This is a genomic window from Kocuria sp. GQ42 (assembly GCF_059758435.1).
Window position 1 is genome coordinate 56,739 of the sequence record NZ_JCAXEN010000007.1, and the last position, 24,297, is coordinate 81,035.

Here is a 24,297-nt window from a genome sequence, read left to right on the forward strand (position 1 = left end):
GCGGGGCGGACCCCGGGAGCTCAGCCCTTGCGGCGCCGGTTCGAGACGAGGCTCACCACGCCGAGCACGGCGAGGGCCACGGCGGCGCCGGCGACCGCGACGAGCCAGAGCGGGACGTCCCCGGACGAGGCGCGGTCCGCGGCGTCCTGGGCGCTCGCGGCGGCGTCCTCCACCGCGGCGCTCGGGTCCGCCGAGGGCTCGCCGCCGGAGCCGACGTCGTAGCTGAACGTGCCCTCGATGGGGTGCCCGTCGCCGGAGACCACGCGCCAGACCACGCGGTAGGTCTCGTCCTCCGCCCCGGCCGCGGCCAGGGGCTGGACGACCGTGTTCCCCTCCGGCTCGAGCGGGCCCTCCGTCACGGAGCGCCCCTCGGAGTCGGTGACCAGGATCTGGTGGCCGATGTCCATGATCTCGCCGGAGAAGGTGAGCTCGAGCTCCTCCGGCGCGGTGGTCAGGACGGAGTCGGGCTCCGGCGTGACGGCGGTCAGCTCGTCGTGCGCGGCGGCGGGCAGCAGGGGCAGGAGGGTGAGGGCTGCCGCTGCCAGCAGGGCGGCGGTGCGGCGGGTGGTGGACGTGGGCATGAGGTCTCCTCGGAGGGCCGGGCGGCGGTGGGCGGGGCCGCCGGGCCGGGAGGGCCGGGCGGCGGGCACGGGCCGTCGGACGTCCTGCCGAGGTCGGTGGCCCGGGCGGCGCCCCGCGGTCGTCCGGCTCAGCCGGCGGGCAGCGTGGCGGGTCCCGGGAGGAGGACCGGCAGCAGGGGTCGACGGCGGGCGCGCGGCGGCCCGCGGTGGGAGCGCACGGGACGCAGCAGCGTCTGGTCGGTCAGCACGTGCGGGCGCCCGGCCCGCACGGCGCGCGGGCGGCCGACGACCACGGGGGCCGGCCGGACCTGCCGCCGGCGGCGCACGCGCAGCCGCAGCGCCTCCAGGAGGACCACGGCCGCGACCTCGCCGTGGCGCATGAGCACGTAGGAGGCCAGTGCGGCGAGCACGTGGGAGACGAGCATGGCGGTCCCGCCGTGCTCGGCGTGGGGCTGGACGTCCAGCACGAGGGCGGGGCCGGGCACGCCCCCTGCGGCGCCGTGCTGCGCGGCGTGGTGCAGGGAGGGGTGGGCGGCGTGGGCCACCGTGCCGGCACCGCCGGAGGCCGCGAACAGGGCGTGCAGGACGGACTGGCTGAGCAGCACGCCCAGCAGCAGGGACGACCGCGAGAGCACCCGGCCGGCCAGTGCCATGCACAGCGGCCCGGACACCGCCAGCGAGAGGAGCACGAGCACGACGGGCGGGGCCTGTCCGCCGGCGGCCGCGTGGGAGATCGCGGCGGCGGAGGTGGCGATGGCCGCTCCGGCCCAGCCGCGGGCGAGGCGCCGTGCACGTGGGCTCACGCCGCACCTCCCGTCTCGTCGCCGGCCGCTCGGCCCGGTGGTCCCATTATGCGCGCCGTCCCCGGCGCCGGACCAATTGCGGCGCCCGGGGCCGCGCGGCCGGTCGCGTCCGCGGCGCGGCGTGCCCCTTCGGCGTGCCCGGCGCGGGACCCGGGCACGCCGAAGGGGCGGCCCCGGTGCGGGGGCCGCCCCTTCGGACGAAGCCATGGGACGGGGTCCGGAACGGACCCGCGGGTGTCCTTACTTCTTGGACACGGCCGCCTTGAGCTTGGAACCAGCGGTCAGCTTGACGCCGTGGCCGGCCGGGATCTCGATGGTCTCGCCGGTCTGGGGGTTGCGACCGGTGCGAGCGGCACGGTCGGTGCGCTCGACAGCCAGCCAGCCCGGGATGGTGATCTTCTCACCGGCGGAGACGGACTCCTCGAAGACCTGGAACATCGCGTCCAGGACGCCGTTCACGGCGGCGTTGGTGGTGCCGGCCTTCTCGGCGACCTCTGCGACGAGTTCACTGCGGTTCTTAGCCATGTTCATGTCCTCCTGGACTTGGGGTCGTGGGGAAGCGCGGCACGGGGGACCGATCGCGCTCCTGCGTCAGAAATTACCAGCTGGACTTGGTGATGCCGGGCAGTTCGCCGCGGTGAGCCATGTCGCGGAACCGGACGCGGGAGATGCCGAACTTCTGGAGGGTGCCGCGGGGGCGGCCGTCGATCTGGTCCCGGTTGCGCAGCCGGACCGGGGAGGCGTCCCGGGGCAGCTTCTGCAGGCCCAGGCGGGCCTCCTCGCGGGCCTCGTCGGTGGCGTTCTCGTCGACGAGGGTCTTCTTGAGCTCGGCACGCTTCGCGGCGTAGCGCTCGACGACGACCTTGCGCTGCTCGTTCTTGGCGATCTTGGACTTCTTGGCCATGGATTCAGCGCTCCTCGCGGAAATCGACGTGCTTGCGGACGACCGGGTCGTACTTCTTGAGCACCATGCGGTCCGGGTCGTTGCGGCGGTTCTTGCGGGTCACGTAGGTGAAACCGGTGCCGGCGGTGGACTTCAGCTTGATGATGGGACGAACGTCCTTGTCCTTGGCCATGCTAGATCTTCTCCCCACGTGCGAGAATGTCGGTCACGACGGAATCGATGCCACGGGCGTCGATGACCTTGATGCCCTTGGCGCTGACGTTGAGCGTCACGCTGCGGCGCAGCGACGGCACCCAGTACCGCTTCTTCTGGATGTTCGGGTCGAACCGGCGCTTGGTACGGCGGTGCGAGTGCGAAATGCTGTGCCCAAAGCCCGGCTGAGCTCCAGTCACCTGGCAGTGCGCTGCCATAGTGTTCTCCTCCAATGTTGACGAAATGACGGCACGCAGTGGGTGCCACAGTTGATCACTCAGCTGCGGCAACGGGCGTCCCGCCACCTTCAGAATTGCCACCGTTCGCCAACCGGGCCCTCTCGTAAGGCCCGCGGCCGGAACCGGCGAAGGCCTCGCCACGATGAAGACGGTGAAGATCAAGGTGCCGGAAGGTGGACTCCACCACACGACAGCCTTGAAGTCTAGGCCCGGACGGACTTCCCCGCAACCTGACGTCAGGTGTGACCAGCTTCGGGTCAGTCTACCGGCTCCCCGGACCCCCGCAAACCGGAGGACTCCCCGATCAGCCGCACCGGGCGGGGGCCGACGGCTCGTCGCGGGCCGCGGGACCGGCGGGGAGCACCGGGCGCGGGAGCAGCGTCGTGTACCCGGGGTGGCGGGCGGCGACCGCGTCCCCGGAGGAGGTCCCGCGCAGCCGCCGCCCGACCCAGGGCAGCAGGTACTCGCGGGCCCAGTGGAGGTCCTCCTTCAGCACCCCCGGGCTCGCCGTGACCGGCAGCCGGTCGGTGGGCGGCAGCTCCAGGGCGTGCTCCACGCCCAGCAGCTCGAGCACCCGGGCGGCCACGCGGGTGTGCCCCGCGGTCGACATGTGCAGCCGGTCCACCGCCCAGTAGCGCCAGTCCTGCAGGGTGCGCATCCGCCAGTAGTCGAGGACCAGGCACCCGTGCCGGTCGGCGATCTCCCGGACGTGCTCGTTGTAGAGCGCCTGCCGGGGGCGGGTCCAGGACGTGGGGGCGTCCCGGCCGGGGTCGAAGGCCGTGAACAGCACCACCTGGGCGCCGGAGCCCCGCAGCCGGGCGACCGCCTGCTCGTAGACCCCCATGAGGGCGTCCACGTCCGCCCGGGGGCGCAGCAGGTCGTTGCCCCCGGCGTAGAGGCTCACCAGGGTCGGCTCCAGGGCCAGGCACGCCTCGAGCTGCTCCTCGACGATCCCGCGGAGCAGCCGCCCCCGGACCGCGAGGTTCGCGTAGCGGGTGTCCGGGTGGGCCGCGGTCAGCTGCTCGGCCACGAGGTCGGCCCAGCCGCGCACCCCGTTGGGGCGTGCGGGGTCGGGGTCGCCCACGCCCTCGGTCATGGAGTCGCCGAGGGCCACGTAGCGGATGGGCGGTGCGAGCGGCACGGCGGCCGGGCGGGGCGTCGTCGGCTCCGTCATGCGGTGTTCTCTCCGTTCGGGGCAGGGGGGTGCTGCGGGCGGGGCCGCGAGGGCGCGGTCAGGGCGCCGTCCGGTCGGTGTGCTCGGGCTGCCCCGGCTCCCCCACGGACCGGAGGCGGGAGCGGTTGCCGAGCGACTCGTTGACGGCGCGCACCAGGGAGTTCGCCCGGGCGTTGTCCGGCAGCTGCTCGATCAGCACCGGGTTGCCCGCGGAGTCGGCCAGGGGCACGCGCCAGTTCGGGTACTCGTCCCCCGTGCCCGGCTGGTTCTGCATCCGGCGCTCGCCGACGGCGTCCACGAGGGAGACGTTGAACAGCAGCGCCGGGGACTGGGCGAGGTAGCGGTGCAGCGCCTCGACCAGGCCCTGCTCGTCCGTGGCGTCCCCGTCGGGGAGCAGCCCGTCCGCGGCGACGGCCGCGAAGAACGTGTCGAGCTGCCGGCGGGCCTCGGCCCGCTCCTCCTCCACGGGCCGGGCCAGCAGGCCCAGCTCTTGGCGCACGTCCACCTGCACGCCCTGCAGGAAGCCTGCCGTGGGCGGGAAGTCGTGGGTGCTGACCGAGGCCATGCTCAGCTCCCGGTACTGCGCCGGGGGGAGCGGCTCGTCGCCGTCCACCTCGAACCACAGGATCGAGGTGCCCAGCACGCCGCGCTCCGCGAGGTACTCCCGCACCCACGGCTCGAGGGTGCCCAGGTCCTCCCCGACCACCACGGCCCCGGCGAGCTCCGCCTCGAGCGCGAGGATGCCGACCATCGCCTCGTGGTCGTAGTAGACGTAGGCGCCCTCCGAGGCCTCCTGGCCGTCCGGGATCCACCACAGCCGGAACAGGCCCAGGACGTGGTCCACCCGGATGCCGCCGGCGTGCCGGAAGATCGTGCGCAGCATGTCCCGCCAGGGCAGGTAGCCGGCCTCGGCCAGGCGCTCCGGGTGCCACGGGGGCTGGGACCAGTTCTGGCCCTTCTGGTTGTACATGTCCGCGGGCGCGCCCACGCTGACGCCCAGGGCCAGCACGTCCTGGAGCGTCCACGCGTCGGCGCCCTGCTTGTGCACGCCCACGGCGAGGTCGTGGATCACGCCGATGTCCATCCCGGCCAGGTGCGCCGCGCGCTGGGCGGCCTCGAGCTGCTCGTCCAGCAGCCACTGCATCCACACGTGGAAGTCGATCCGGTCGGACAGCCGGGTCCGCGCCTCCACCGCGTACGGGGCGTCGGGGCGCGCCGCGGCGTCGTCCCACTCGGGGGCGTCCTCGCCGAGCTCCTCCCGCAGCGCGCACCAGAGGCCGAAGTCCTGCAGGCCCTGCCCGCCCTCGGCCACGAACCGGCGCAGCTGCTGCTGGCGGTGCGGCGAGCGGCGGACGGTGAACAGCAGCTCCAGGCTCTTCAGCTTGGCCGCGTACGCCTTGTCCCGGTCGATGGTGCTGGTGTCGAGGTTGTCCTTGCGCTGGATCGCGGCCAGCGTGTTGACCACCTCGAGGTCGCCCGGGCGCAGGTACGCGTACTCGGGGACCTCGGCGATGCGCAGGTAGAGGGGGTTGAAGAAGCGGCGGCTGGTCGGCAGGTACGGCGAGGGCTCCACCGGCGGTGCGGGCTCGGCGGCGTGCAGCGGGTTGACCAGCAGGTAGTCCGCCCCCTGCTCGCCCGAGATCGCGGCGAGGCTCGCGAGGTCCGAGGCGTCGCCCACGCCCCACGAGCGCCCGGAGGTCACCGAGTAGATCTGCGCCATGTAGCCCCAGCGGTGCCGGCCGTGCAGCCGGTCGGTGCTGGCGAGGTGCCGCGGGGTCACGGCCAGCGGCGTCGTGACCGCGCGTCCGCCGTCGACCTCGGGGCACTCGGCGCGGACCTCGTACCAGCCCACGGCGAGGCCCTCGGGCACCTCGAAGGTGGCCTGGCCGGTGAGGACGCCGTCCACGTCCCGCGGGGAGCGCCAGTTGTCGACCTGGGGGGCGGTGGTCCGGGCGCCGCCCTCCGCCACGAGGGTCACGCGGACGGTGGAGCCGTGCGGGACGTGCACCGCGAAACGGGTGCGCTCCCCCGCGACGGCGACGACCACGGGCGGCAGGACCCGCCGCCAGGGCGCCAGCTCCCGCTGAGCGAGGCACGCCTCGATCGCGGCGTCGTCGCCGGCGTCCGCGCCCAGCGCGTCGAGCACGGCGCGCAGCGTCGGCTCCGGGACCTCCCGCTCCTGTCCGTCGAACCCGGAGTAGGTGGTGGAGACCCGGTAGGCCTCGGCGAGCCGGCGCAGCGCGCCGTCGGTGGTGGTGGTGTGGGCCATGGCCCCCACTCTAACCACCGGCGCGGCCGGAGCCGCAGGCTGCTGATGATCCGGGCGGCTACGCCAGGGTGCGGGCGACGTCGACGACGAAGCGGTACCGCACGTCCGAGGCGACCACCCGGTCGTAGGCGGCGTCGACGTCGTCGGCGCCGATCAGCTCGATCTCGGACTCCACGCCGTGCTCGGCGCAGAAGTCCAGCATCTCCTGCGTCTGCGGGATCCCGCCGACCATCGACCCGGTGAGCACGCGCTGGGGGCCGATCAGGGCGCCCGGGCGGACGCTGTACGGCTCGGTGGGCAGCCCCACGGAGCACAGCACGCCGTCGACCCGCAGCAGGGACAGGTACTGCTCGACCGGCAGGTCCGCGGAGACGGTGTTGAGGATCAGGTCGAAGCGGCCCTTGTTGCGCTCGAAGGTCTCGGGGTCCTTCGTGGCCCAGTAGTCGGTCGCGCCGAAGGCCAGGCCGTCCTCCTGCTTGGACAGGCTCTGGCTCAGGACGGTGACCTCGGCGCCCATGGCGGCGGCGATCTTCACGGCGACGTGGCCGAGCCCGCCCATGCCCAGGACGGCCACCCGCCGGCCCGGTCCGGCGCCCCAGCGCCTGAACGGGGCGTACGTGGTGATCCCGGCGCACAGCAGCGGGGCGGCCCGGGCGGGGTCGAGCGCCTCGGGGACGCGCAGGACGAACCGCTCGTCGACCACGATCGCGCCGCTGTACCCGCCCCTGGTGGGGGTGCCGTCGGCCTGGGGCGTGTTGTAGGTGGCGGTCACGCCCTCCGTGCAGAACTGCTCCTGGCCGCCGGTGCAGTGCTCACAGCGGCCGCAGGAGTCGACGAAGCAGCCGACGCCCACCGTGTCGCCGGGGGCGAAGCCGGTCACGGACTCCCCGACGGCGCGGACGCGGCCGACGATCTCGTGCCCCGGGGTGACGGGGTAGTGCGTGCCGCCCCACTCGTCGCGCGCGACGTGGATGTCCGAGTGGCAGATGCCGGCGAAGTGGATGTCGATCTCGACGTCGCCCGGGCCGACCGGGCGGCGCTCGATCGCGGTGCGGCGGAAGCCCGAGTCGGCGGAGACGGCCTCGAGGGCGGGGACGGTGGTCATGGGGTGCTCCTGTCGTGGTGCGGATGACGCCCGGCGGGGGTCGCCGGGCGGTGGTCGTGGGGTCCGGGGACGTTCGGCCGGGACGGCCGGCGCCGGGACGGTGCGCTCACCAGGCGTGGGCGACGAGCTCGTAGGACCGGGCGCGCACCTCGGGGTCGTGGGCGTAGCTGTTGAGCATCAGCTCGTCGGCCCGGGTGAGCTCGACGATCTGCTCGAGTTCGGCGACCACCCGCTCGGGCGTGCCGACCGCCGAGACGGCGAGGTGCTCCTGCACCATGCCCGCCTCCGCCGCGGTGAGCTCCACGCGCTCGACGGGCGGCTGGAGCGGCCGGCGGTCGTTGCGGGCGATCCCGCGCACCAGCAGCTGGTGGGTGCTGAACTGGCGCCGCGCCTCCTCGTCGGTGTCGGCGGCGAGGATGTTCGCCGCGACCATCACGTGCGGGCGCTCGACCGTGGCGGTCGGGGCCTGCGCGTCGAAGCGCTGCCGGTACAGGGCGATGGCGTCCATGATCCTGGCCGGGGCGAAGTGGGAGGCGAACGCGTAGGGCAGGCCGAGCCGGGCTGCGACCTCCGCGCCGCCCGTCGACGAGCCGAGGATCCACAGGGGAACGTCAGTGTCCCGGGCCACGGGCGCCCGGACGACCTCCTGCTCCTGGCCGCCGAACAGCCGCACCAGACGACGCACGTCGGCCTCGAAGGTGTCGTGGCCGGCGTGGCCCCGCCGCAGCTCCAGGGCGGTGCGCATGTCGGTGCCGGGCGCCCGGCCCAGGCCCAGCTCCACGCGGCCGGGGTAGAGGTTGGCGAGCGTGCCGAAGGCCTCGGCCACGGTCAGCGGCACGTGGTTGGGCAGCATGATCCCGCCGGAGCCCACGCTGAGGCGCTCCGTGGCGGCGAGCGCCTGCCCGACGAGCACCGCCGTGGCGGAGGACGCGAACGCCTCCGTGTTGTGGTGCTCGGCGTACCACAGGCGCCGGTAGCCGGAGGCATCGAGCCGGCGGGCGAGGTCCAGCGCCTCGCGGAGGGCGTCCGCGGTGGAGCGGCCCTCCGAGAGGGGCACGAGGTCGAGGGCGGACAGCGGGACGCGGGGCGTGGCGGGCAAGGGCGGGGCTTCTTCCGTCGGGGATGGCACGAAGGGGTTCGGTGGCGGCAACACCCCCGGCCGGGGTGCTTATTCCGGGCGTCCTCCCGGGCGTTGTCCTCCTCACACCCCCGCCCCCGACGGCGCCCGGTGGGGCACCATGGGAGCATGACGTCCTTCCCCGCCCCCACGCCGTCGCTGCCCATGTCCTCCCCCGAGCTGCCGGCGCCCGCCCCCGGGTGGGCACCGGCGTGCGTGGTCTTCGACTGCGACGGCATCCTCATGGACACGGAGGCGAACTGGGCCCGGGTCCAGCGCGCCGTCTCGGAGCGCTACGGGCTCGAGTTCACCGAGGCCATGGAGCGCCGGATGATGGGCTGGTCCGCGGCGGACGTCGCCACGGCGATCGCCGAGGCCGCCCGGGCCGACCGCGCCGCGGTCCACGCCGACGTGCTGCGCACCGAGGAGGAGACGCTGACCGGGCACATCGTGCCCCTGCCGGGCGCGCTCGAGACGGTGCGCGCGTTCGCCGAGCGACTGCCCGTGGCCGTGGCCAGCAACTCCACGAGCACGATCCTCGGCGTGAAGCTGGAGGAGGCCGGCTTCGCCCCCCACCTCAGCACCTGGGTCTCCTCCGAGGACGTGCCGCGCGGCAAGCCGGCCCCGGACATCTACACCGAGGCGGTGCGGCGGCTGGGCTTCGCCCCGGGCGAGGCCCTGGCCGTGGAGGACTCCGTGGTGGGCGCGACCTCGGCCGTGGCGGCGGGACTGGTGGTCGTGGCCGTGCCGTCCGTCCCGGACGGCGACCCCGTGCCCGCCCACCACCGGGCCGCGACGCTGACGGACCCCGTGTTCCGGGAGCTCATGACCCGCTGGCTGGGCTGAGCGGGGCGCCCGCAGCGCTCAGCGGTTCCAGAGACCGTAGGTCTGCGCCAGCTCGGAGACCTTGCGGGCCCGGGCCAGGCGGGGCAGGTAGCTGCCGTCGCCCACCACGTGCCCGGAGTCGTGCTGCGTGATGAGCTCGCGGGCCCAGGTGATCTCCTGCTCGCTCGGGGCGAGGTGGCGGTTGATCCCGTCGGTCTGCTGCGGGTCCAGGCACAGTTTGCCCGTCATGCCCATGGACTGCGTCACGGCGCACGCCTCGGCGAGGCCCTCCTCGGAGGCGCCCAGGGTCGGCCCGTCGATGGGACCGGGCAGCTCCCCCACCCGGGAGGCCACCACGAGGCTCGAGCGCGCGAACGCGAGCGCCAGGGGGTCCGCGCTGACACCGGTGTCCCGGCGGAAGTCGCCGACCCCGAAGGCGAGCCGGAACACGCCCGGGGCGCGGGCGATGTCGTTGGCGTTCATGATCCCCACCGCCGACTCGATGAGCGCCACCACGGGGGTGCCGGCCGGGGCCATCATGGCCGTCTTGGTGATGTGGTCGGGGTGCTCCGTCTTGGCCAGCATGATCCCGCGCAGGTGGCCGACCCGGCTGAGCGCGGCGAGGTCCTGCTCCCAGTACGGCGTGGTGATGTCGTTGATCCGCACCCACGCGCTCGCCCCGGCCCGGAAGGCCTCGACGACGTTCTGCCGGGCCTGGTCCTTGCCCTCGGCGGGAATGGCGTCCTCGATGTCGAAGACCACGGAGTCCGCCTCGGAGGCGAGGGCCGCGGGGAAGACGGACGGGTCGGCGGCCGAGGTGAGCAGCCAGGAGCGGGACAGGCGGGCGGGCAGCGCGGCGGCGCGCTGGTTGCGGTAGGGGGCCACGTGAGGGTCCTTTCCGAGAGGAGGTCAGCGGGGACGGGAGGCCCCTGGGCACCCGTCCCCGTGAACGGGCCCGGGCCGTAGGAGCTGTCCAGTCTAGGCCGCGCGCCGATCCGGCGGAACGCTCAGACGGTCAGGGGCGTGTGACGTCCGTCAACCCGCTCCTCCGGCCGGACGGGGCCCGGCGCGGTCCCCGTCCCGAAGGGCGAGCCGCCGAGGGCCTCCCGGCCGTGCGCGGACACCCAGTTGGCCAGGTCCGGGCCCACGGGCACGATCCGGTTCGGGTTGATGTCCTCGTGGACCACGAAGTAGTGCTGCTTGATCTGCTCGAAGTCCACGGTGTCGCCGAAGCCCGGTGTCTGGAAGAGGTCCCGGGCGTAGCCCCACAGGTGGGGCATCTCGGTGAGCTTGTTGCGCGAGCACTTGAAGTGCGAGTGGTAGACCGGGTCGAAGCGCACCAGGGTGGTGAACAGCCGCACGTCCGCCTCGGTGATGTGCTCCCCCATGAGGTAGCGGCGGGACGAGAGGCGGTCCTCGAGCCAGTCCATGGCGACCCACAGCCGCTCGTAGGCCTTCTCGTGGGCGCGCTGGGAGCCGGCGAAGCCGCACCGGTAGACCCCGTTGTTGACCTCGGTGTAGACCCGCTGCATGACGTCGCGCATCTCGTCCTCGAGATCGGCCGGCCAGAGGTCGGGAGCGCCCTCGCGGTGGAAGGCGCCCCACTCCTTGGCGAGGTCCTCCGTGATCTGCGGGAAGTCGTTGGTCACCACCTGGCCGCTCGCGATCTCCACGACCGCCGGCACGGTGATGCCCCGCGGGTAGTCGGGGTAGCGGGCGAAGTACGCCTCCTGGAGCCGCTCGATGCCCAGCACCGGGTCCCTGCCGTCCGCGTCGAGGTCGAAGGTCCACGACCGGACGTCGTGGACGGGACCGGGCAGCCCCACGGAGAGGGCATCCTCGAGCCCCAGGAGCCGTCGCACGATGAGGGTGCGGTTGGCCCAGGGGCAGGCTCGCGCGGCGACGAGCCGGTAGCGGCCGGCCTCGACGGGCCAGGCCCGCGCCCCCTCGGGCACGTCGGCGCGCGCCGGGTCGCGGACGATACGGTCCTCGATGTAGGCGGTGTCCCGGGTGAACTCCTCGCCGGGATGCACGTAGGCGCCGGCGGTGCTGTGCTCGGACCGCTGGGTGCTGCGCTGTGACATGGTGGCTCCTCGCGGTGCGGCGGGACGGGGCGCCACCGGCCGGGACGACGGTCGGCGGCGGGACGGCCGCACCTCCCGCCCCTCGGTTTTGATGATATGTCAATCACAGAGAGGGCGCCAGCGGGAGGTCCCGTCGGAGGCGAGGTCTACAGTGGAGGCGTCCGGCACCCTCCCACCACGGAAACAGCCCGCCCATGAGCACCCACGACAACGAGCCCGAGTACGGCCAGCGCCTTCCCCCGCAGCACGTCCCGCCCCGGACCGCGCCCCGGGCGGCCCGCGGGCCTGCGGCCTCGCCCCGGGCCGCCCGGCGGATGGCGCGCGGGCTCTCCTTCACCCTCGTCCTGCTGGGCCTCCTGCTCGGCGGCGGACTCGCCGCCCTGGGCCACGCGTGGGGGTGGGCGGTCGGCGCGCTGCTCGGGCTGCCCGGGCTCGCAGGCTTCGTCGTCGTCCAGGCCCAGCTGCACCCGGCCCTCCGGGACGCCTCGGTGCTCCCGCTGCGGAGCCGCTCGAAGCTGTGGCTCATCCCCGCCGCCCTGCTGCTGCTGGGCCTGCTGCCCCTCGCCGGGGTGTTCGCGGTCCAGCCGCTGCTGGCGGGCACCACGGGTGCGCACCTGGCCGACGAGTACGTCAGCGTCCTGGTCGTCTCGGGGATGACGCTGGTCGTCGCGGCCGGCCTGGGCTTCGGGCTCGTCGCCATGGCCTCGTTCACCCCGGTCGACGACGACGACTCCCCGTTGCGCCCCACCGGCTACGCCGAGCGGCTCCGGCGGCCCGCGCGCGGACCCGGCGACCTCTACGACCCGGAGTGGATCCACCGCCGCCCGGCACGGTACGGCCGCGACGCCGGCGACCGCCCGGACCCGCCGGAGGGCCCGGCCGGCGGTTGACATTTGTTGACACGTCAATTTATAGTGGGGGTTTTCCCGCGCCACGAGAGGACCGCCGCATGAGCCACCCGGAGACCGACGAGGTCAACTGGCTGTCCGACGAGGAGCAGCGCGTCTGGCGCGGCTTCCTGGCCCTGAGCCGCGGCATGCAGACCGCGGTGGACCGCCAGCTGTCCCGGGACAGCGCGCTGTCCGGCTCGGAGTACGAGGTCCTCGTCCAGCTGTCGGAGAGCAGCGCCGGCGTGATCCGCTCCCGCGACCTGCTCCACGAGCTCGGCTGGGAGCGCAGCCGCCTCTCCCACCTGCTCTCCCGCATGGCCCGGCGCGGGCTGCTCGAACGGCTGCCGTGCGACAGCGACGCCCGCGGCCTCGACGTGCGGATCACCCCGGAGGGGCGGCGTGCCATCGAGGCCTCCGCCCCCGGCCACCTGGAGCTCGTGCGGGCGGCGCTGATCGACCACCTGACCCGGGAGGAGATGGACGCGCTGCTCTCCGTCTCCGGCAAGGTGCTCCCCCGGCTCGAGGAACTGGGGCTGTGCTGACGCCGGGCGCCTGAGCCGCCCACCGGCCGGGCCGCCCGCGGCCCGGAACCGCCCCGGACAGGGGACAGGCCCTGCCGCATGGGGGGATCGGCAGGGCCTGTCAGGCATCCCGATCGGGGGAATGGGACACCAGTCGTCGGCAGGAACCATCCGGAGGCAGATGGGGGGATCACCTCCGGGCCATCGCCGACGACAGATTTACCTTAGACCCAGTGATCTGCATGAGCAAGCCGCCTGTGCGTTTTGTGTCCTCGACGGCCGCGGCGGCCCGGGAGGCGGCCACGGGCGCGCTCGGCGCCGTGGCCGGACGGCCCGGCCGGGACACGGGAGCACCCCCGCGGGCCGAGGCCTGCGGGGGTGCTCCCGTGCTCCGCGGGCGTCGCGCCCGCGGCCGGCGTCCTACTTGGTCTGGCCCTCCTTCGCGAGGACGTAGTCGTAGACGACCTCTTCGCCCTCCCCGCCGTCGGTGCGCGGCTTCGGGTCCAGCATCAGCTCGGGCTTGACCGCCGAGGCGATGTCGTCCTCGTTGTGCGGGTCGCCGGGGAAGTACAGCTGCTGGGTGACCAGCTGGTGGCCCGGGGCCGAGACCTTGATGTGGATGTGCGCCGGGCGCCAGGCGTGCCAGCCGGCCGCACCGATGAGCTGCCCGCAGGCCCCGTCGGTGGGGATCTGGTACGGGGCCGGGCGCTTGGTGTTGATCTCGAAGTACCCGTTCTCGTCGGCCTGCACCGCGGCCCGGAACAGCCACTCGGGCAGCTCCGGCGCGTACTGGGAGTAGAAGCCGTTGGCGTCGGCGTGCCAGATCTCCACCTGGGCGCCCTGCAGCGGGTTGCCGTCGGTGTCGGTGAACCGGCCCTTGAACAGCAGCGGGGTGCCGGGCTCGTCCTCGCGCATCTGAAGGGTCGCGGGAGTGGGCAGCACCGGGGAGTCCGGCACGTAGTAGGGGCCCTCGATGGTGCCGACGGCGCCGGGGCGCTCGGCGGAGTTGACGTCCTCGATGGTGTGCTCCAGCCACACGTCCAGGAACAGCGGCCACTCCCCGTCGGTGCCGACCTTGATCAGCCACGCCTTCAGCGCGTTGTACTCCTCGTAGGTGACCTGGTGCTTGACCGCGATGTCGTTGATCGCCTTGATCGCCTCGCCGGCCAGCAGGGACACCCGCTCCTTCGGCACGTCCAGCTTCGCCAGCTTGCCCGAGGCGGTGAACCGCTCGGTCGCCTTGGACCCGGCCTCGACCGCGGTGCCCTCGTTCTCCTTGCGCGTTGCCGCGTGGGTCTCCGTCATGGTGTGCTCCACATTCCTCGTTGAACGGTGATCAGGGACGCCCCTCGTGCCCGCCGCTCCCGACGCGGCTCGCGGCCGCCGGCTCGGGCCCTCCGGCTGTGACACCGGACACGTCGACGTCCCCCTCAGCCTAGGGGCGCGATCAGGACGCGACAAATATCAATTGGGCGTCTTTTCTGCACCCAATACGGCATAAACACCCCCTGGGTTACTCCTAGGGGTTTGCCTGATGTGAGCGGAGTCACGGCACACCAGACTGGCTCCGTACCGTCCGGCAGGAGCCGGTCGCAGACTTCGGCCCGCACGTCCCGAGCAGACGTCCCGCCCAGACATCCCGAGCAGGCAGCCCGACCAGAAGGAGCACGTCATGACCGAGAACCTGACCCACGTCCGCGAGGTCCTCTCCGACGCCGTGGTGGACGACCGCGAGAACGGGCTCATCCGGGCCAAGCGGGAGATCTTCACCGACCAGGAGATCTTCGAGCTGGAGATGAAGTACATCTTCGAGGGCAACTGGGTGTACCTGGCCCACGAGTCGCAGATCCCCAACGTGGGCGACTACTTCACCACCTACATCGGCCGCACCCCGGTGGTCATCACCCGTGACAAGGAGGAGAAGCTGAACTGCATCGTCAACGCGTGCTCCCACCGCGGTGCGATGCTCTGCCGGCGCAAGACGGACAACCGCACCACCTTCACCTGCCCCTTCCACGGCTGGACGTTCAAGAACTCCGGCGAGCTGCTCAAGGTCAAGGACGGCCGCAACGGCGGCTACCCGGAGAACTTCAACAAGGAGGGCTCGCACGACCTGACCAAGGTCGCCCGCTTCGACTCCTACCGCGGCTTCCTGTTCGGCTCCCTCAACCCGGACGTGCTGCCGCTCGAGGAGCACCTGGGCGACGCCACCACGGTGATCGACTCGATCGTGGACCAGTCCCCCGAGGGCCTCGAGGTGCTGCGCGGCGCCTCGACCTACACCTACGACGGCAACTGGAAGGTCCAGGCGGAGAACGGCGCCGACGGCTACCACGTGACCTCGGTGCACTGGAACTACGCCGCGACCACCGCCCGCCGCACCGCCGGCGACTCCGCCAACACGACCAAGGCCATGGACGCCGGCAAGTGGGGCAAGGTCAAGGGCGGGTTCTACTCCTACGAGCACGGCCACCTGCTGCTGTGGCAGGAGTGGACGAACCCGCAGGACCGCCCGCTGTGGGACCGCCGCGAGGAGCTCGTCGACAAGTACGGCGAGGAGATGGCGAACTTCATGATCAACATCTCGCGCAACCTGTGCCTGTACCCGAACGTGTACATCATGGACCAGTTCTCCTCGCAGATCCGCCACTTCCGGCCGATCTCCGCGGACCAGACCGAGGTCACCATCTACTGCATCGCCCCCCGGGGCGAGTCCCAGGAGAACCGCTCCAAGCGCATCCGCCAGTACGAGGACTTCTTCAACGCGACGGGCATGGCGACCCCGGACGACCTAGAGGAGTTCCGCTCCTGCAACAAGACCTACTGGGCCACCTCCGCCCCGTGGAACGACATGTCCCGCGGCGCCGCGCACGAGATCCAGGGTCCGGACGAGCAGGCCCAGGCCCTCGGCATGACCAAGGTCATCGCCTCCGGTGTGCGCACCGAGGACGAGGGCCTGTACCCCGTCCAGCACGGCTTCTGGAAGGACGTCATGGACAAGGGTCTGGCCGCGGAGGAGCGCGCCGCCGCGCAGTCCGCTCCCGTGACCGCCTGACCCGGACTCCCCCGAACCACAGAAAGAGTGCAGAACACCATGACCAACCTGCTGAACCCCCTGGCGGCGCTGAAGACCGCCGAGGAGATCGCGACCCTCGAGACCGTGCGCGCGTTCCTCTACAAGGAGGCACGCCTGCTGGACGACCGGCAGTTCGACGAGTGGCTCGAGTGCTACCACCCGGACTCCGAGTTCTGGATGCCGTCCTGGGACGACGACGACCGGCTGACCGAGGACCCCCAGAACGAGATCTCCCTGATCTACTACGACAACCGCGGCGGCATCGAGGACCGCGTGTTCCGCATCAAGACGGACCGCTCCTCCGCCACGTCCCTGCCGGACCCCCGCACCGGGCACAACATCACCGACGTGGAGGTCCTCGAGCACGACGGCGACCGGGTGCAGGTCCGCTTCAACTGGTTCACGCTGTACTTCCGCTACAACACGACGGACACGTACTTCGGCACCAGCTTCTACACGATCGACCTCTCGGGCGACGAACCGGTGATCCTGAAGAAGAAGGTCGTCCTGAAGAACGACTACATCCACCACGTCGTGGACGTCTACATGATCTGACGCCGGCCGTGGCCGGTCCCGCGCCGGGGCCGGCCACGACGGACCGTCCGTATTCCGTGCTCACCGAGCACCCCCCGCACTTCCCACGGGCCGCGACGACGCGGCCCCCCACCCAGGAGGAAATCATGGGCCACCAGGTAGCCCTCAGCTTCGAGGACGGCGTCACGAAGGTCGTCAAGGTCGGCGACTACGAGACCGTCCTCGACGCCGCCTACAAGGCGCGCATCAACATTCCCGCGGACTGCCGGGACGGCGCCTGCGGCACCTGCAAGGCCTTCTGCGACTCCGGCTCCTTCGACCCCGGGGACTTCATCGACGACGCCATGACCGAGGAGGAGCTCGAGAAGGGCTACCTGCTGACCTGCCAGGCCGTCCCCGAGTCCGACATGGCCATCCAGATCCCGGCGACCGCCGAGTCCGCGAAGACCTCCGCGGCCACGTACGCCTCCACGCTCCAGGAGCTGGACAAGCACTCCGAGACGACGATCTCCTTCACCCTCGACGTCGAGAAGCGGGAGGACCTCGCGTTCCTGCCCGGCCAGTACGTCAACATCAAGGTGCCCGGCACCGACGCCGAGCGCTCCTACTCCTTCAGCAGCGGCCCCGAGGTGGAGGGCGCGGCCTTCATGGTCCGCATCACCGCGCAGGGCGCGATGTCCGAGTACCTGCGCGACCGCGCCCAGGTCGGCGACACCGTCGAGTTCAGCGGCCCCTACGGCTCGTTCTTCCTGCGCGAGCCCAAGCGCCCGCTGCTGCTGCTCGCCGGGGGCACCGGCCTGGCCCCGCTCCTGTCGATCCTGGAGAAGCTCGCCGAGAACCCGCCCAGCACCCCCGTGCACCTGATCTACGGCGTGACCCGCGAGGCCGACATCGTCGGCCTGGACCGGCTCCGCGCCTACGAGGCGAAGCTGCCGGACTTCACCTGGGACCACATCGCCTCCGAGGAGGGCACCTCCGCCCCCCACACCGGCTACGTCACCCAGATCATCGAGCCGGACCACCTCAACGACGGCGACGTCGACGTCTACCTGTGCGGCCCGCCCCCCATGGTCAACGCCGTGTCCGCGTGGCTGGACCGCGAGGGGATCGAGCCCGCGAACTTCTACTTCGAGCGCTTCGCGCCGAAGGAGACCACCGGCGGCGACGCCGAGACCGGCGCGCCGCCCTCCCCCGAGACGATCGCCGCCGAGGGGGACACCATGACCCGCTCCGAGGCGCTCTCCTCGCTGGAGACCGGCCGGCTGGAGTTCCGCAAGGAGGACAGCTTCGCCCACCTCGACGCCCGCATGGGCCTCGAGCTCGCCGTCACCGAGCTCGTGATGGGCCGGCTGACCGGGGAGCAGCTGGAGCAGTTCCGGCGCCTCGCCGAGGCCACCACGCGCTCCGTGGGCGCGGGCACCGTGCAGGACCCCGAGGAGTACGTGCGGACCAACGAGGAGTACCACGAGTACCTCTTCATGGTCTGCGACAACCCCACGCTGCTGGAGTCCTACCGCCGGCTCGACGTGCGCGAGCAGATGGCCGCGACCTTCGAGCGGGGCACGGAGATCTTCGCCCGGGTCGCCCAGGACCACCTGGACGTCGTCGAGGCCTTCGAGCGCAACGACAAGGAGCGCGCCCGCGAGGTCATCACGGCCCACGCCCGCGACGCCAAGCAGACCATGTCCACGGCGATCGACGCCAAGGAGGCCGGTCGCTGATGGGCGCACCGTACGCGGGACAGTTCCTCACCCCGGGCCGCTTCGCCGGCAGGGTGGCGGTCGTGACCGGCGCCGCGCAGGGCATCGGGCAGAAGGTGGCCGAGCGGATCGGCGCCGAGGGCGGCGCCGTCGTCCTCGTGGACCGCGCCGAGCTGGTGCACGACGTCGCGCAGGGCATCGTCCGCGCCGCCGAGGCCTCGGGCTCGGGCGGATCCGCCACGTCCGTGACCGCCGACCTCGAGACCTGGGCCGGGGCCCAGCAGGCCGTCGAGGCCGCGCTCGCCGCCCACGGCCGGGTGGACGTGCTCGTCAACAACGTGGGCGGCACCATCTGGGCCCGCCCCTACGAGGAGTACGACGAGGAGAAGATCGAGAAGGAGATCCGCCGCTCGCTCTTCCCGACCCTGTGGTCCTGCCGCGCGGTGCTCCCGGCCATGCTCGAGCAGGGCTCGGGCACGATCGTCAACGTCTCCTCGGTGGCCACCCGCGGCATGCACCGGGTGCCCTACGCAGCGGCGAAGGGCGGGGTGAACGCTCTGACCCAGTCCCTGGCCATGGAGGTCGCCGGCCGCGGGATCCGCGTGGTCGCCACCGCCCCCGGCGGCACGGAGGCCCCGCCCCGCAGGGTCAAGCGCGGGCCCGAGGCCGAGAGCGCCCAGGAGAGGGCCTGGTACCAGACGATCGTCGACCAGACCGTGGACTCCTCGTTCGTGAAGCGCTACGGCACGCTCGACGAGCAGGCCGCGCCCATCGTGTTCCTCGCCTCCGACGAGGCCTCCTACGTCACCGGCAGCGTCCTGCCGGTCGCCGGCGGGGACCTCGGCTGAGCCGCCCCCGGGCGGACGCCCGCCGGCGTGGTCGCACCCCCTCCACGGGTAGACTCGCGGCCATGACGGCGGGCCTGCACCACGGAGAACCCGGCGAGGAGCTCCCGCTGGTCGGGCGGGCCGCCGCGCTCGAGGAGCTCCTCGAGGTCCTGCGGACCGTGCGCAAGGGCCACGTCCGCACCGTGGTGCTCGAGGGTCCGCTGGGCTCGGGCAAGACGGCCCTGCTCGAGCTGTTCCTCGACCACTGCCGCTCCGCCGCGCGCGGCGTCCGCGTGCTCAGCGCCACCGGCGACGAGTGGGAGTCCCAGCTCGCCCTGGCCGGGTACAGCCAGCTCATGCTCGCCACGCCCCTGCGCTCCTCCCGGGGCTTCGACGGCGAGCCCGCGCCGCCCTCGGCCCCGGTCGCGGACCTGAGCCCCGCGCAGGCCGTGAACTACGCCGCCACCCTGAGCACCCACCTCGAGAGCCTGCAGACCCGCGGCAGCGTGGTGGTCACCGTCGACGACGCCCACCGGCTGGACGAGCAGACCCTGCGGATCCTGGTGTTCGTGATGCGCCGGCTGCACGGCAAGCGGGTCATGTTCGTGCTGACCCTCGACCCGGCGCAGGCGTGGCACGTCCCGGCCGGGGTGCTCGACTTCCTCACCGGCCACCAGGTCCAGCGCATCCCCCTCGAGCCCCTCGGGGCGGAGGAGGTCCGGGCCGCGGCCCGGCAGTTCTTCGGCCTCGACCTCGGCGCGACCGCCGCGCACCGGCTCGTCCGGCACACCGGCGGGCTCCCCCAGCAGGTGCTCGAGCTGCTGCGCGAGCTGCCCGAGGACACGTGGCACTCCTGGTTCGCGGACCTGCCGGCGAGCTCCCGGGTGCGCGCCCGCGTGCACAGCGTCCTCACCGGGGCCTCCCCCGACCTGATCCGCACGGCCGAAGCCGTCTCCGTGCTGGGGCGCAGCGCGGGCCTGTCCGAGGTGGCCCACGTCAGCGGGGTGGACGCCCTGATGGACGCGCTCGACGAGGGCCACCGCGCCGGGCTGCTGGACCTCTCCGTGGACCAGGCCCGCTCGGTCGTGCAGTTCTTCGAGCCGGGGGCCGCGGAGGCCGTCTACGGGCTGATCGTGCCGAGCCGGCGGATCGCGCTGCACCGGCGGTCCGCGACCGTGGTGCAGGAGGAGGGCGAGCGGCTCGGCCACCGCGTCTCGGCCACCCCGGGGCCCGACGAGTCGCTGGCCGTGGAGCTCGAGGCCTTCGCCGCGCGGCAGGCGATGGTGGGCGCCTGGCAGGACGTCGCCACGGCGCTGTTCTCGGCGTCCCGGCTCTCCGCGGACACGCGCGCCCGCAACGACCGTCTGCTCCGGGCCGTGGACGCCCTGGTCGGCTCGGGCAACATCGCCCAAGCCGGCATGTGGGCGGCCGCCGTGGACGCCATGCCGTCCTCCCCCCTGCGCTCATCGGTGCTCGGCTACCTCTCCACGGTGTCCGGGCAGAACCGCAGCGCGCAGACCCAGCTCGAGATGGCCTGGCGCACGAGCAACCGGCAGCGGGACCCCGCGGCCGCCGCGCAGATCGCCCAGCGCTTCGTGCTGCACGGCGTGGCCTCCTGGGACGGGCCCGTCATCACCCGGTGGGCGGAGACCGCGATGTCCCTCACCGCCCCCGGCACCCCCGCCCACATCGAGTCCGAGGCGATCTACGGCCTGGGCCTCTTCGCCCAGGGGCGGCTGCGGGAGGCCGAGGCCTCCTACGAGCGCGCCTTCGAGCACGCGGCGGAGAACGCCCAGAAGCAGCGCGTCCAGATGGGCGCCGGGTGGCTCGCCCTGCGCGCCGACGACGTCGAGACGGCGCTCGTCAACTTCCAGGCGGCCGCCCCCACCGAGTACCGGGGCGGGTCCCTGCGGATCTCCCTGTGGGCGGAGGCCTGGCTGGCCCGCACCCAGCTGGTGCTGGGCGACTGGGACGCCGCGGCGGCCACCGTCTCCCGCGCCTCGGTGCGCCTCGAGACCTCGCAGATGCCGCTCATCCGCCCGCTCCTGTACTGGACCGCCGCGGAGCTGTGGTCGATGCGCGGGGACTGGGACCGGGCCCGCCACTACGTCTCCCAGGCCGCCGTGCAGCCGGGCACCTACCGGGCCATGCAGGTCCCGGCCAGTCTCGCGCGGGCCCGCTTCCACGAGGCCCGCGCCGACTACGAGAGCGCGCTGGGGGTGCTGCAGCCGCTGACGGACCTCGACCCGTGGACCGACGAGCGGGTCTCCTTCTGGCCGTGGCAGGACACCTACGTCAACGCCCTCGTGATGACCGACCGGCTCGAGGACGCGGACGCGTTCCTCACCGCGTTCGAGCGCGTGCGCCGCGAGCGCCGGATCCCCTCCGACGACGCCCGCATCTCCTGGGCCCGGGGCCGGATCCTCGCCGCGCAGGGGGACCCGGACACGGCGCGGGAGCACTTCGAGGCCGCCCTGGGCCACCTGCGCGGGCTCAACCGCCCGTACCTGCGCGCCCGGATCAGCTTCGCCTTCGGGCAGAGCATGCGCCGTGCGGGCAAGCGGCGCCTGGCGTCCACCGTGCTGCGGACCGCGCGGGACCTCTACGACTCGCTGGGCGCCGCCACGTACGTGGAGCGCTGCGACCGCGAGCTGAAGGCCACCGGTCTCGACGTCGGGAACCTGCCGGACCCCTCCGACCCGGTGCTCGCCGCCGTGGGCCGCACCGCCGTGCAGCTCACCGCCCAGGAGCAGGCGGTGGCGGAGCTGGTCTCGGGCGGTGCCACCAACAAGGAGACCGCGCGGGCCCTGTTCCTCGCGGAGAAGACCGTCCAGTACCACCTGACGCGCATCTACGGGAAGCTGGGGATCCGCTCCCGCAGCGAGCTCGCCGCCCGCTACCGCTCCCCCGACTGACCGCCCCCGGACGACCGCGAGGTGGCGGACGACGGCGACAGCCGGTGGCCGGGTCGCCGTCGTCCGCCACCTCGCGGGGCGGGCCGGTGCTACTTCACGTCGGAGGGGTGCTTGGCCAGGGGCACCACGGTGATGTCCATGTAGGGGAACAGCGGCAGGTTCTGCAGGATGTCGTGCAGCTCGTCGTGGGAGTCGACGTCGAAGACCGAGTAGTTGGCGTACTCGCCCACCACGCGCCAGATCTCCGGCCACTTCCCGGAGCGCTGCAGCTCCTGCGAGTAGGCCTTCTCGGTGGCCTTGATCTCCGCGGCCTCCTCGGCGGGCATGTCGGTGGGCAGGTGGATGTCCATGTGGACCAGGTACTTCACGGTGCGTCCTTCCGTCGGGATGGGTTCTCGGGCTGAGATCTCGGGCTGGGTTCCCGGGCCGGGTACCCGGGCCGGGTCTACCGGTCGGTGCGGTAGCGGGTGAGCTTGTCCTCGTCCACGGCGGTGCCCACCCCGGGCACGTCCGGCACGCGGATCCGGCCGTCGGCGATGACCACGGGCTCGGCGAGGAGGTCGTCGGACATGTCCAGGAAGTTGGACAGCTCCCCGGCCCGCTTCGAGGTGTGGGCCAGGGCCGCGCCGAAGACCACGGAGGCGATCGTGCCGACCTGGGTGTCGATCTGATTGCCCACGTAGACGTCCACGCCCATGCCCTCGGCCATGCCCACGATCTTCGCGGCCTCGGTGAAGCCGGAGCGGGCTGTCTTCACCGCCAGCAGGTTCGCCCCGCCGGTGAGGATCTCCTTGGCGGCCTCCCCCAGGTTCGGGGCGGACTCGTCGGCGGCGATGGGGATCGTCGAGCGCTCCACCAGGCGGCGGCGGCCGAGCACCTCGCGGGCGTCGTCGGGCTCCTCGAGGAACTGCAGGCCCAGGTCGGCCGTGCGGCGCAGCACCTCCATGGCCTCGTTGGCGGACCAGCCGCGGTTGGCGTCCATGTAGAGCTCGGCGTCCTCGCCCAGGCCCTCGCGCAGCACGGCCGCGGCCTCGACGTCGAGGCCGATCGGGTGCCGGCCGGTCTTGAGCTTGAACGTGGTGATGCCGTAGGTCTCGCGGAACTCCAGGGCGAGGTCCAGCAGCTCCTGGGCCGGCTTGAAGCCCAGCATGTGGGAGACCCGCATGGAGTCGGTGAACCCGCCCAGCAGTCTGGTCACCGGCTGCCCGAGGAACTGGCCGATGACGTCCCACAGGGCGATGTCCACCGCCCCCTTGGCGGTCTGGTTGTGGACGGTGCGGGCCAGCACGGCCTGGACCTTCTCGCGGTCGAGGACGTCCAGGCCCACCAGCTGCGGGGCGAAGAGGTCCTCGACGACGGCCACGATGGACTTCTGGGTCTCGCCGTAGGTGTAGGGCCGCGGAGGGGTGTCGGCCGTGCCCACGATCCCGTCGTCGGTGGCGATCCGCACCAGCACGTGGTCCGCCTCGTGGACGGCGCCCGAGGCGAAGTGCAGCGGGTGGACGTAGGGGATCGAGTAGGGGATCGCCTCGACGGTCGCGATCTTCATGGGCGGGCGGGCCTTTCCTGGGCGGGCGGGACGGGCGTGCTGCCGGGGGATCCGGGGGCGGCCTGGACGTCGACGACGAGGTCGATGAAGTTGTGCAGGAGCGCGGAGCGGTCCTCGCGCCGCCACGCGACGGCGAGCTCGATCTGCGGCGAGTGCTCGATGTCGCGGTAGACGACGCCCTCGAGCTGGACGGCGCGCACCCCGGCGGGCACCACGGCCACCCCGCCGCCGGCGGCCACGAAGGACAGCAGCGTGGACGTCTCCCCCGCCACCTGGGCGATCCGCGGCTGGAAGCCGGCCTGGCGGCAGAGATCCGCGGCGGTGCGGTAGAGCACGGAGTCGGGCGGGTAGGTGATGAACTCCTGGTCCTGCAGCTCGTGCACGGCCACGGGCAGGTCCACGGCGAGGGCGCTGAAGGAGGGCAGCGCCACCACGAGCGGCTCGCGGGCGACCACCCGGTACTCGACGTCCGCAGAGGCCACGGGCGGGCGCAGGAGGGCGGCGTCGAGGGTGCGCTCCCGCAGCCCCTCCTCCATGGCGGGGGTCAGCATCTCGCCGTGCAGCGCCAGGGACAGCCCGGGCATCGTCTCCTTCGCCCGCCGCACGACCCGCGGCATCACCCCGTAGGTGGCCGAGCCGGAGAAGCCGACCCGCAGCACGCCCGTGGCCCCCTGCCCCACCTGGTAGACGTCGGCCTTGAGGGCCTCGATCTCGTTGATGATCCGCCGCCCCCGGTCCAGGAGCACCTGGCCGGCGGCGGTGAGGTCCACCCGCCGGGTGGTCCGGTCCAGCAGCCGCACGCCGAGCTGCTCCTCGAGCTGGCGGATCTGCTGGGACAGCGGCGGCTGGGCCATGTGCAGGCGCTTGGCGGCGCGGCCGAAGTGGCGCTCCTCGGCCACGGCGATGAAGTAGTTGAGCTGCCGGATCTCCATCGTGGCACCTGGCCCTTCCGCTCGGTCGGAGGGGTCGTCGTCGACCGCCACCCGCTGTAT

The 24,297-nt window shown here is 72.9% G+C and carries 24 protein-coding genes; 8 read left to right on the top strand and 16 right to left on the bottom strand.

Going from position 1 to position 24,297, the window contains the following annotated elements; all coding sequences use genetic code 11:
• Positions 1 to 20: 20 nt before the first annotated feature.
• From AC6CH6_RS14375 to AC6CH6_RS14420, 10 genes are all read right to left on the bottom strand, one after another.
• A complete protein-coding gene (locus AC6CH6_RS14375) occupies positions 21 to 581 on the bottom strand; it encodes a copper resistance CopC family protein (protein ID WP_498255632.1) in 561 nt (186 codons plus the stop codon).
• A gap of 128 nt (positions 582 to 709) precedes the next feature.
• Complete coding sequence (locus AC6CH6_RS14380; RefSeq protein ID WP_498255633.1) at positions 710 to 1,384, bottom strand: hypothetical protein; 675 nt, start codon at positions 1,382 to 1,384, stop codon at positions 710 to 712.
• 240 nt (positions 1,385 to 1,624) lie between these two features.
• The gene (locus AC6CH6_RS14385; protein WP_031282576.1) at positions 1,625 to 1,909 is read right to left on the bottom strand and encodes an HU family DNA-binding protein; all 285 of its coding nucleotides are present in this window, start codon (positions 1,907 to 1,909) and stop codon (positions 1,625 to 1,627) included.
• 73 nt (positions 1,910 to 1,982) lie between these two features.
• On the bottom strand, positions 1,983 to 2,288 hold the full coding sequence (gene rpsN / locus AC6CH6_RS14390) for a 30S ribosomal protein S14 (RefSeq protein WP_017832641.1): 306 nt from the start codon (positions 2,286 to 2,288) through the stop codon (positions 1,983 to 1,985).
• Between the two features lie 4 nt (positions 2,289 to 2,292).
• The gene (gene rpmG, locus AC6CH6_RS14395; protein ID WP_017832642.1) at positions 2,293 to 2,460 is read right to left on the bottom strand and encodes a 50S ribosomal protein L33; all 168 of its coding nucleotides are present in this window, start codon (positions 2,458 to 2,460) and stop codon (positions 2,293 to 2,295) included.
• 1 nt (position 2,461) lies between these two features.
• The gene (gene rpmB / locus AC6CH6_RS14400) at positions 2,462 to 2,698 is read right to left on the bottom strand and encodes a 50S ribosomal protein L28 (RefSeq protein WP_017832643.1); all 237 of its coding nucleotides are present in this window, start codon (positions 2,696 to 2,698) and stop codon (positions 2,462 to 2,464) included.
• 325 nt (positions 2,699 to 3,023) lie between these two features.
• Positions 3,024 to 3,893, bottom strand: a complete 870-nt coding sequence (locus AC6CH6_RS14405) for an SGNH/GDSL hydrolase family protein (RefSeq protein WP_498255634.1) — start codon at positions 3,891 to 3,893, stop codon at positions 3,024 to 3,026.
• 58 nt (positions 3,894 to 3,951) lie between these two features.
• Positions 3,952 to 6,162: a 4-alpha-glucanotransferase gene (gene malQ, locus AC6CH6_RS14410; RefSeq protein WP_498255635.1), complete on the bottom strand. Its 2,211-nt coding sequence runs from the start codon at positions 6,160 to 6,162 to the stop codon at positions 3,952 to 3,954.
• 58 nt (positions 6,163 to 6,220) lie between these two features.
• Positions 6,221 to 7,267 (bottom strand): NAD(P)-dependent alcohol dehydrogenase, encoded by a 1,047-nt coding sequence (locus AC6CH6_RS14415; protein WP_498255636.1) that lies wholly within the window; start codon positions 7,265 to 7,267, stop codon positions 6,221 to 6,223.
• A 106-nt stretch (positions 7,268 to 7,373) separates the two neighbouring features.
• A complete protein-coding gene (locus tag AC6CH6_RS14420; protein WP_498255637.1) occupies positions 7,374 to 8,366 on the bottom strand; it encodes an LLM class flavin-dependent oxidoreductase in 993 nt (330 codons plus the stop codon).
• A 147-nt stretch (positions 8,367 to 8,513) separates the two neighbouring features.
• Here AC6CH6_RS14420 and AC6CH6_RS14425 point away from each other — a divergent pair, with 147 nt between their 5' ends.
• Positions 8,514 to 9,230, top strand: coding sequence for an HAD family hydrolase (locus tag AC6CH6_RS14425; RefSeq protein WP_498255638.1), 717 nt, complete (start codon positions 8,514 to 8,516; stop codon positions 9,228 to 9,230).
• 18 nt (positions 9,231 to 9,248) lie between these two features.
• Here the strand turns inward: AC6CH6_RS14425 and AC6CH6_RS14430 are convergent, their stop codons facing one another.
• Together AC6CH6_RS14430 and AC6CH6_RS14435 are read right to left on the bottom strand one after the other, a co-directional pair.
• Complete coding sequence (locus tag AC6CH6_RS14430; protein WP_498255639.1) at positions 9,249 to 10,094, bottom strand: HpcH/HpaI aldolase/citrate lyase family protein; 846 nt, start codon at positions 10,092 to 10,094, stop codon at positions 9,249 to 9,251.
• A 122-nt stretch (positions 10,095 to 10,216) separates the two neighbouring features.
• Positions 10,217 to 11,293 (bottom strand): glutathione S-transferase family protein, encoded by a 1,077-nt coding sequence (locus AC6CH6_RS14435; protein ID WP_498255640.1) that lies wholly within the window; start codon positions 11,291 to 11,293, stop codon positions 10,217 to 10,219.
• A gap of 194 nt (positions 11,294 to 11,487) precedes the next feature.
• On the opposite strand from AC6CH6_RS14435, the gene AC6CH6_RS14440 reads away from it, so the two are divergent.
• Both AC6CH6_RS14440 and AC6CH6_RS14445 read left to right on the top strand, forming a co-directional pair.
• A complete protein-coding gene (locus tag AC6CH6_RS14440) occupies positions 11,488 to 12,183 on the top strand; it encodes a hypothetical protein (RefSeq protein ID WP_498255641.1) in 696 nt (231 codons plus the stop codon).
• Between the two features lie 59 nt (positions 12,184 to 12,242).
• Entirely contained in the window at positions 12,243 to 12,725 is a 483-nt protein-coding gene (locus tag AC6CH6_RS14445) for a MarR family winged helix-turn-helix transcriptional regulator (protein ID WP_133409130.1), read from the top strand.
• Between the two features lie 399 nt (positions 12,726 to 13,124).
• Here AC6CH6_RS14445 and catA read toward each other — a convergent pair whose 3' ends face one another.
• On the bottom strand, positions 13,125 to 14,009 hold the full coding sequence (gene catA / locus AC6CH6_RS14450) for a catechol 1,2-dioxygenase (protein WP_498255642.1): 885 nt from the start codon (positions 14,007 to 14,009) through the stop codon (positions 13,125 to 13,127).
• Positions 14,010 to 14,376: 367 nt separating this feature from the next.
• Between catA and benA the strand changes: the two genes are divergently transcribed.
• The 5 genes from benA (at position 14,377) to AC6CH6_RS14475 (ending at position 21,756) form a co-directional block, all read left to right on the top strand.
• Complete coding sequence (gene benA, locus AC6CH6_RS14455) at positions 14,377 to 15,759, top strand: benzoate 1,2-dioxygenase large subunit (protein ID WP_498255643.1); 1,383 nt, start codon at positions 14,377 to 14,379, stop codon at positions 15,757 to 15,759.
• A 39-nt stretch (positions 15,760 to 15,798) separates the two neighbouring features.
• On the top strand, positions 15,799 to 16,335 hold the full coding sequence (benB, locus tag AC6CH6_RS14460; RefSeq protein ID WP_498255644.1) for a benzoate 1,2-dioxygenase small subunit: 537 nt from the start codon (positions 15,799 to 15,801) through the stop codon (positions 16,333 to 16,335).
• A gap of 125 nt (positions 16,336 to 16,460) precedes the next feature.
• Entirely contained in the window at positions 16,461 to 18,035 is a 1,575-nt protein-coding gene (gene benC / locus AC6CH6_RS14465; RefSeq protein WP_498255645.1) for a benzoate 1,2-dioxygenase electron transfer component BenC, read from the top strand.
• Entirely contained in the window at positions 18,035 to 18,862 is an 828-nt protein-coding gene (locus AC6CH6_RS14470; protein ID WP_498255646.1) for a 1,6-dihydroxycyclohexa-2,4-diene-1-carboxylate dehydrogenase, read from the top strand. Before benC ends, AC6CH6_RS14470 begins: the two co-directional genes overlap by 1 nt.
• A 62-nt stretch (positions 18,863 to 18,924) precedes the next feature.
• Positions 18,925 to 21,756 (top strand): AAA family ATPase, encoded by a 2,832-nt coding sequence (locus AC6CH6_RS14475; RefSeq protein WP_498255647.1) that lies wholly within the window; start codon positions 18,925 to 18,927, stop codon positions 21,754 to 21,756.
• Positions 21,757 to 21,845: 89 nt separating this feature from the next.
• Here the strand turns inward: AC6CH6_RS14475 and catC are convergent, their stop codons facing one another.
• The 3 genes from catC to AC6CH6_RS14490 all read right to left on the bottom strand — a co-directional run bounded on the left by catC (position 21,846) and on the right by AC6CH6_RS14490 (position 24,237).
• Positions 21,846 to 22,124: a muconolactone Delta-isomerase gene (gene catC / locus AC6CH6_RS14480; protein ID WP_133409124.1), complete on the bottom strand. Its 279-nt coding sequence runs from the start codon at positions 22,122 to 22,124 to the stop codon at positions 21,846 to 21,848.
• 77 nt (positions 22,125 to 22,201) lie between these two features.
• Positions 22,202 to 23,305, bottom strand: a complete 1,104-nt coding sequence (locus AC6CH6_RS14485) for a mandelate racemase/muconate lactonizing enzyme family protein (protein WP_498255648.1) — start codon at positions 23,303 to 23,305, stop codon at positions 22,202 to 22,204.
• Complete coding sequence (locus tag AC6CH6_RS14490) at positions 23,302 to 24,237, bottom strand: LysR substrate-binding domain-containing protein (RefSeq protein WP_498255649.1); 936 nt, start codon at positions 24,235 to 24,237, stop codon at positions 23,302 to 23,304. The genes AC6CH6_RS14485 and AC6CH6_RS14490 overlap by 4 nt, the downstream gene beginning before the upstream one ends.
• Positions 24,238 to 24,297 lie beyond the last annotated feature (60 nt).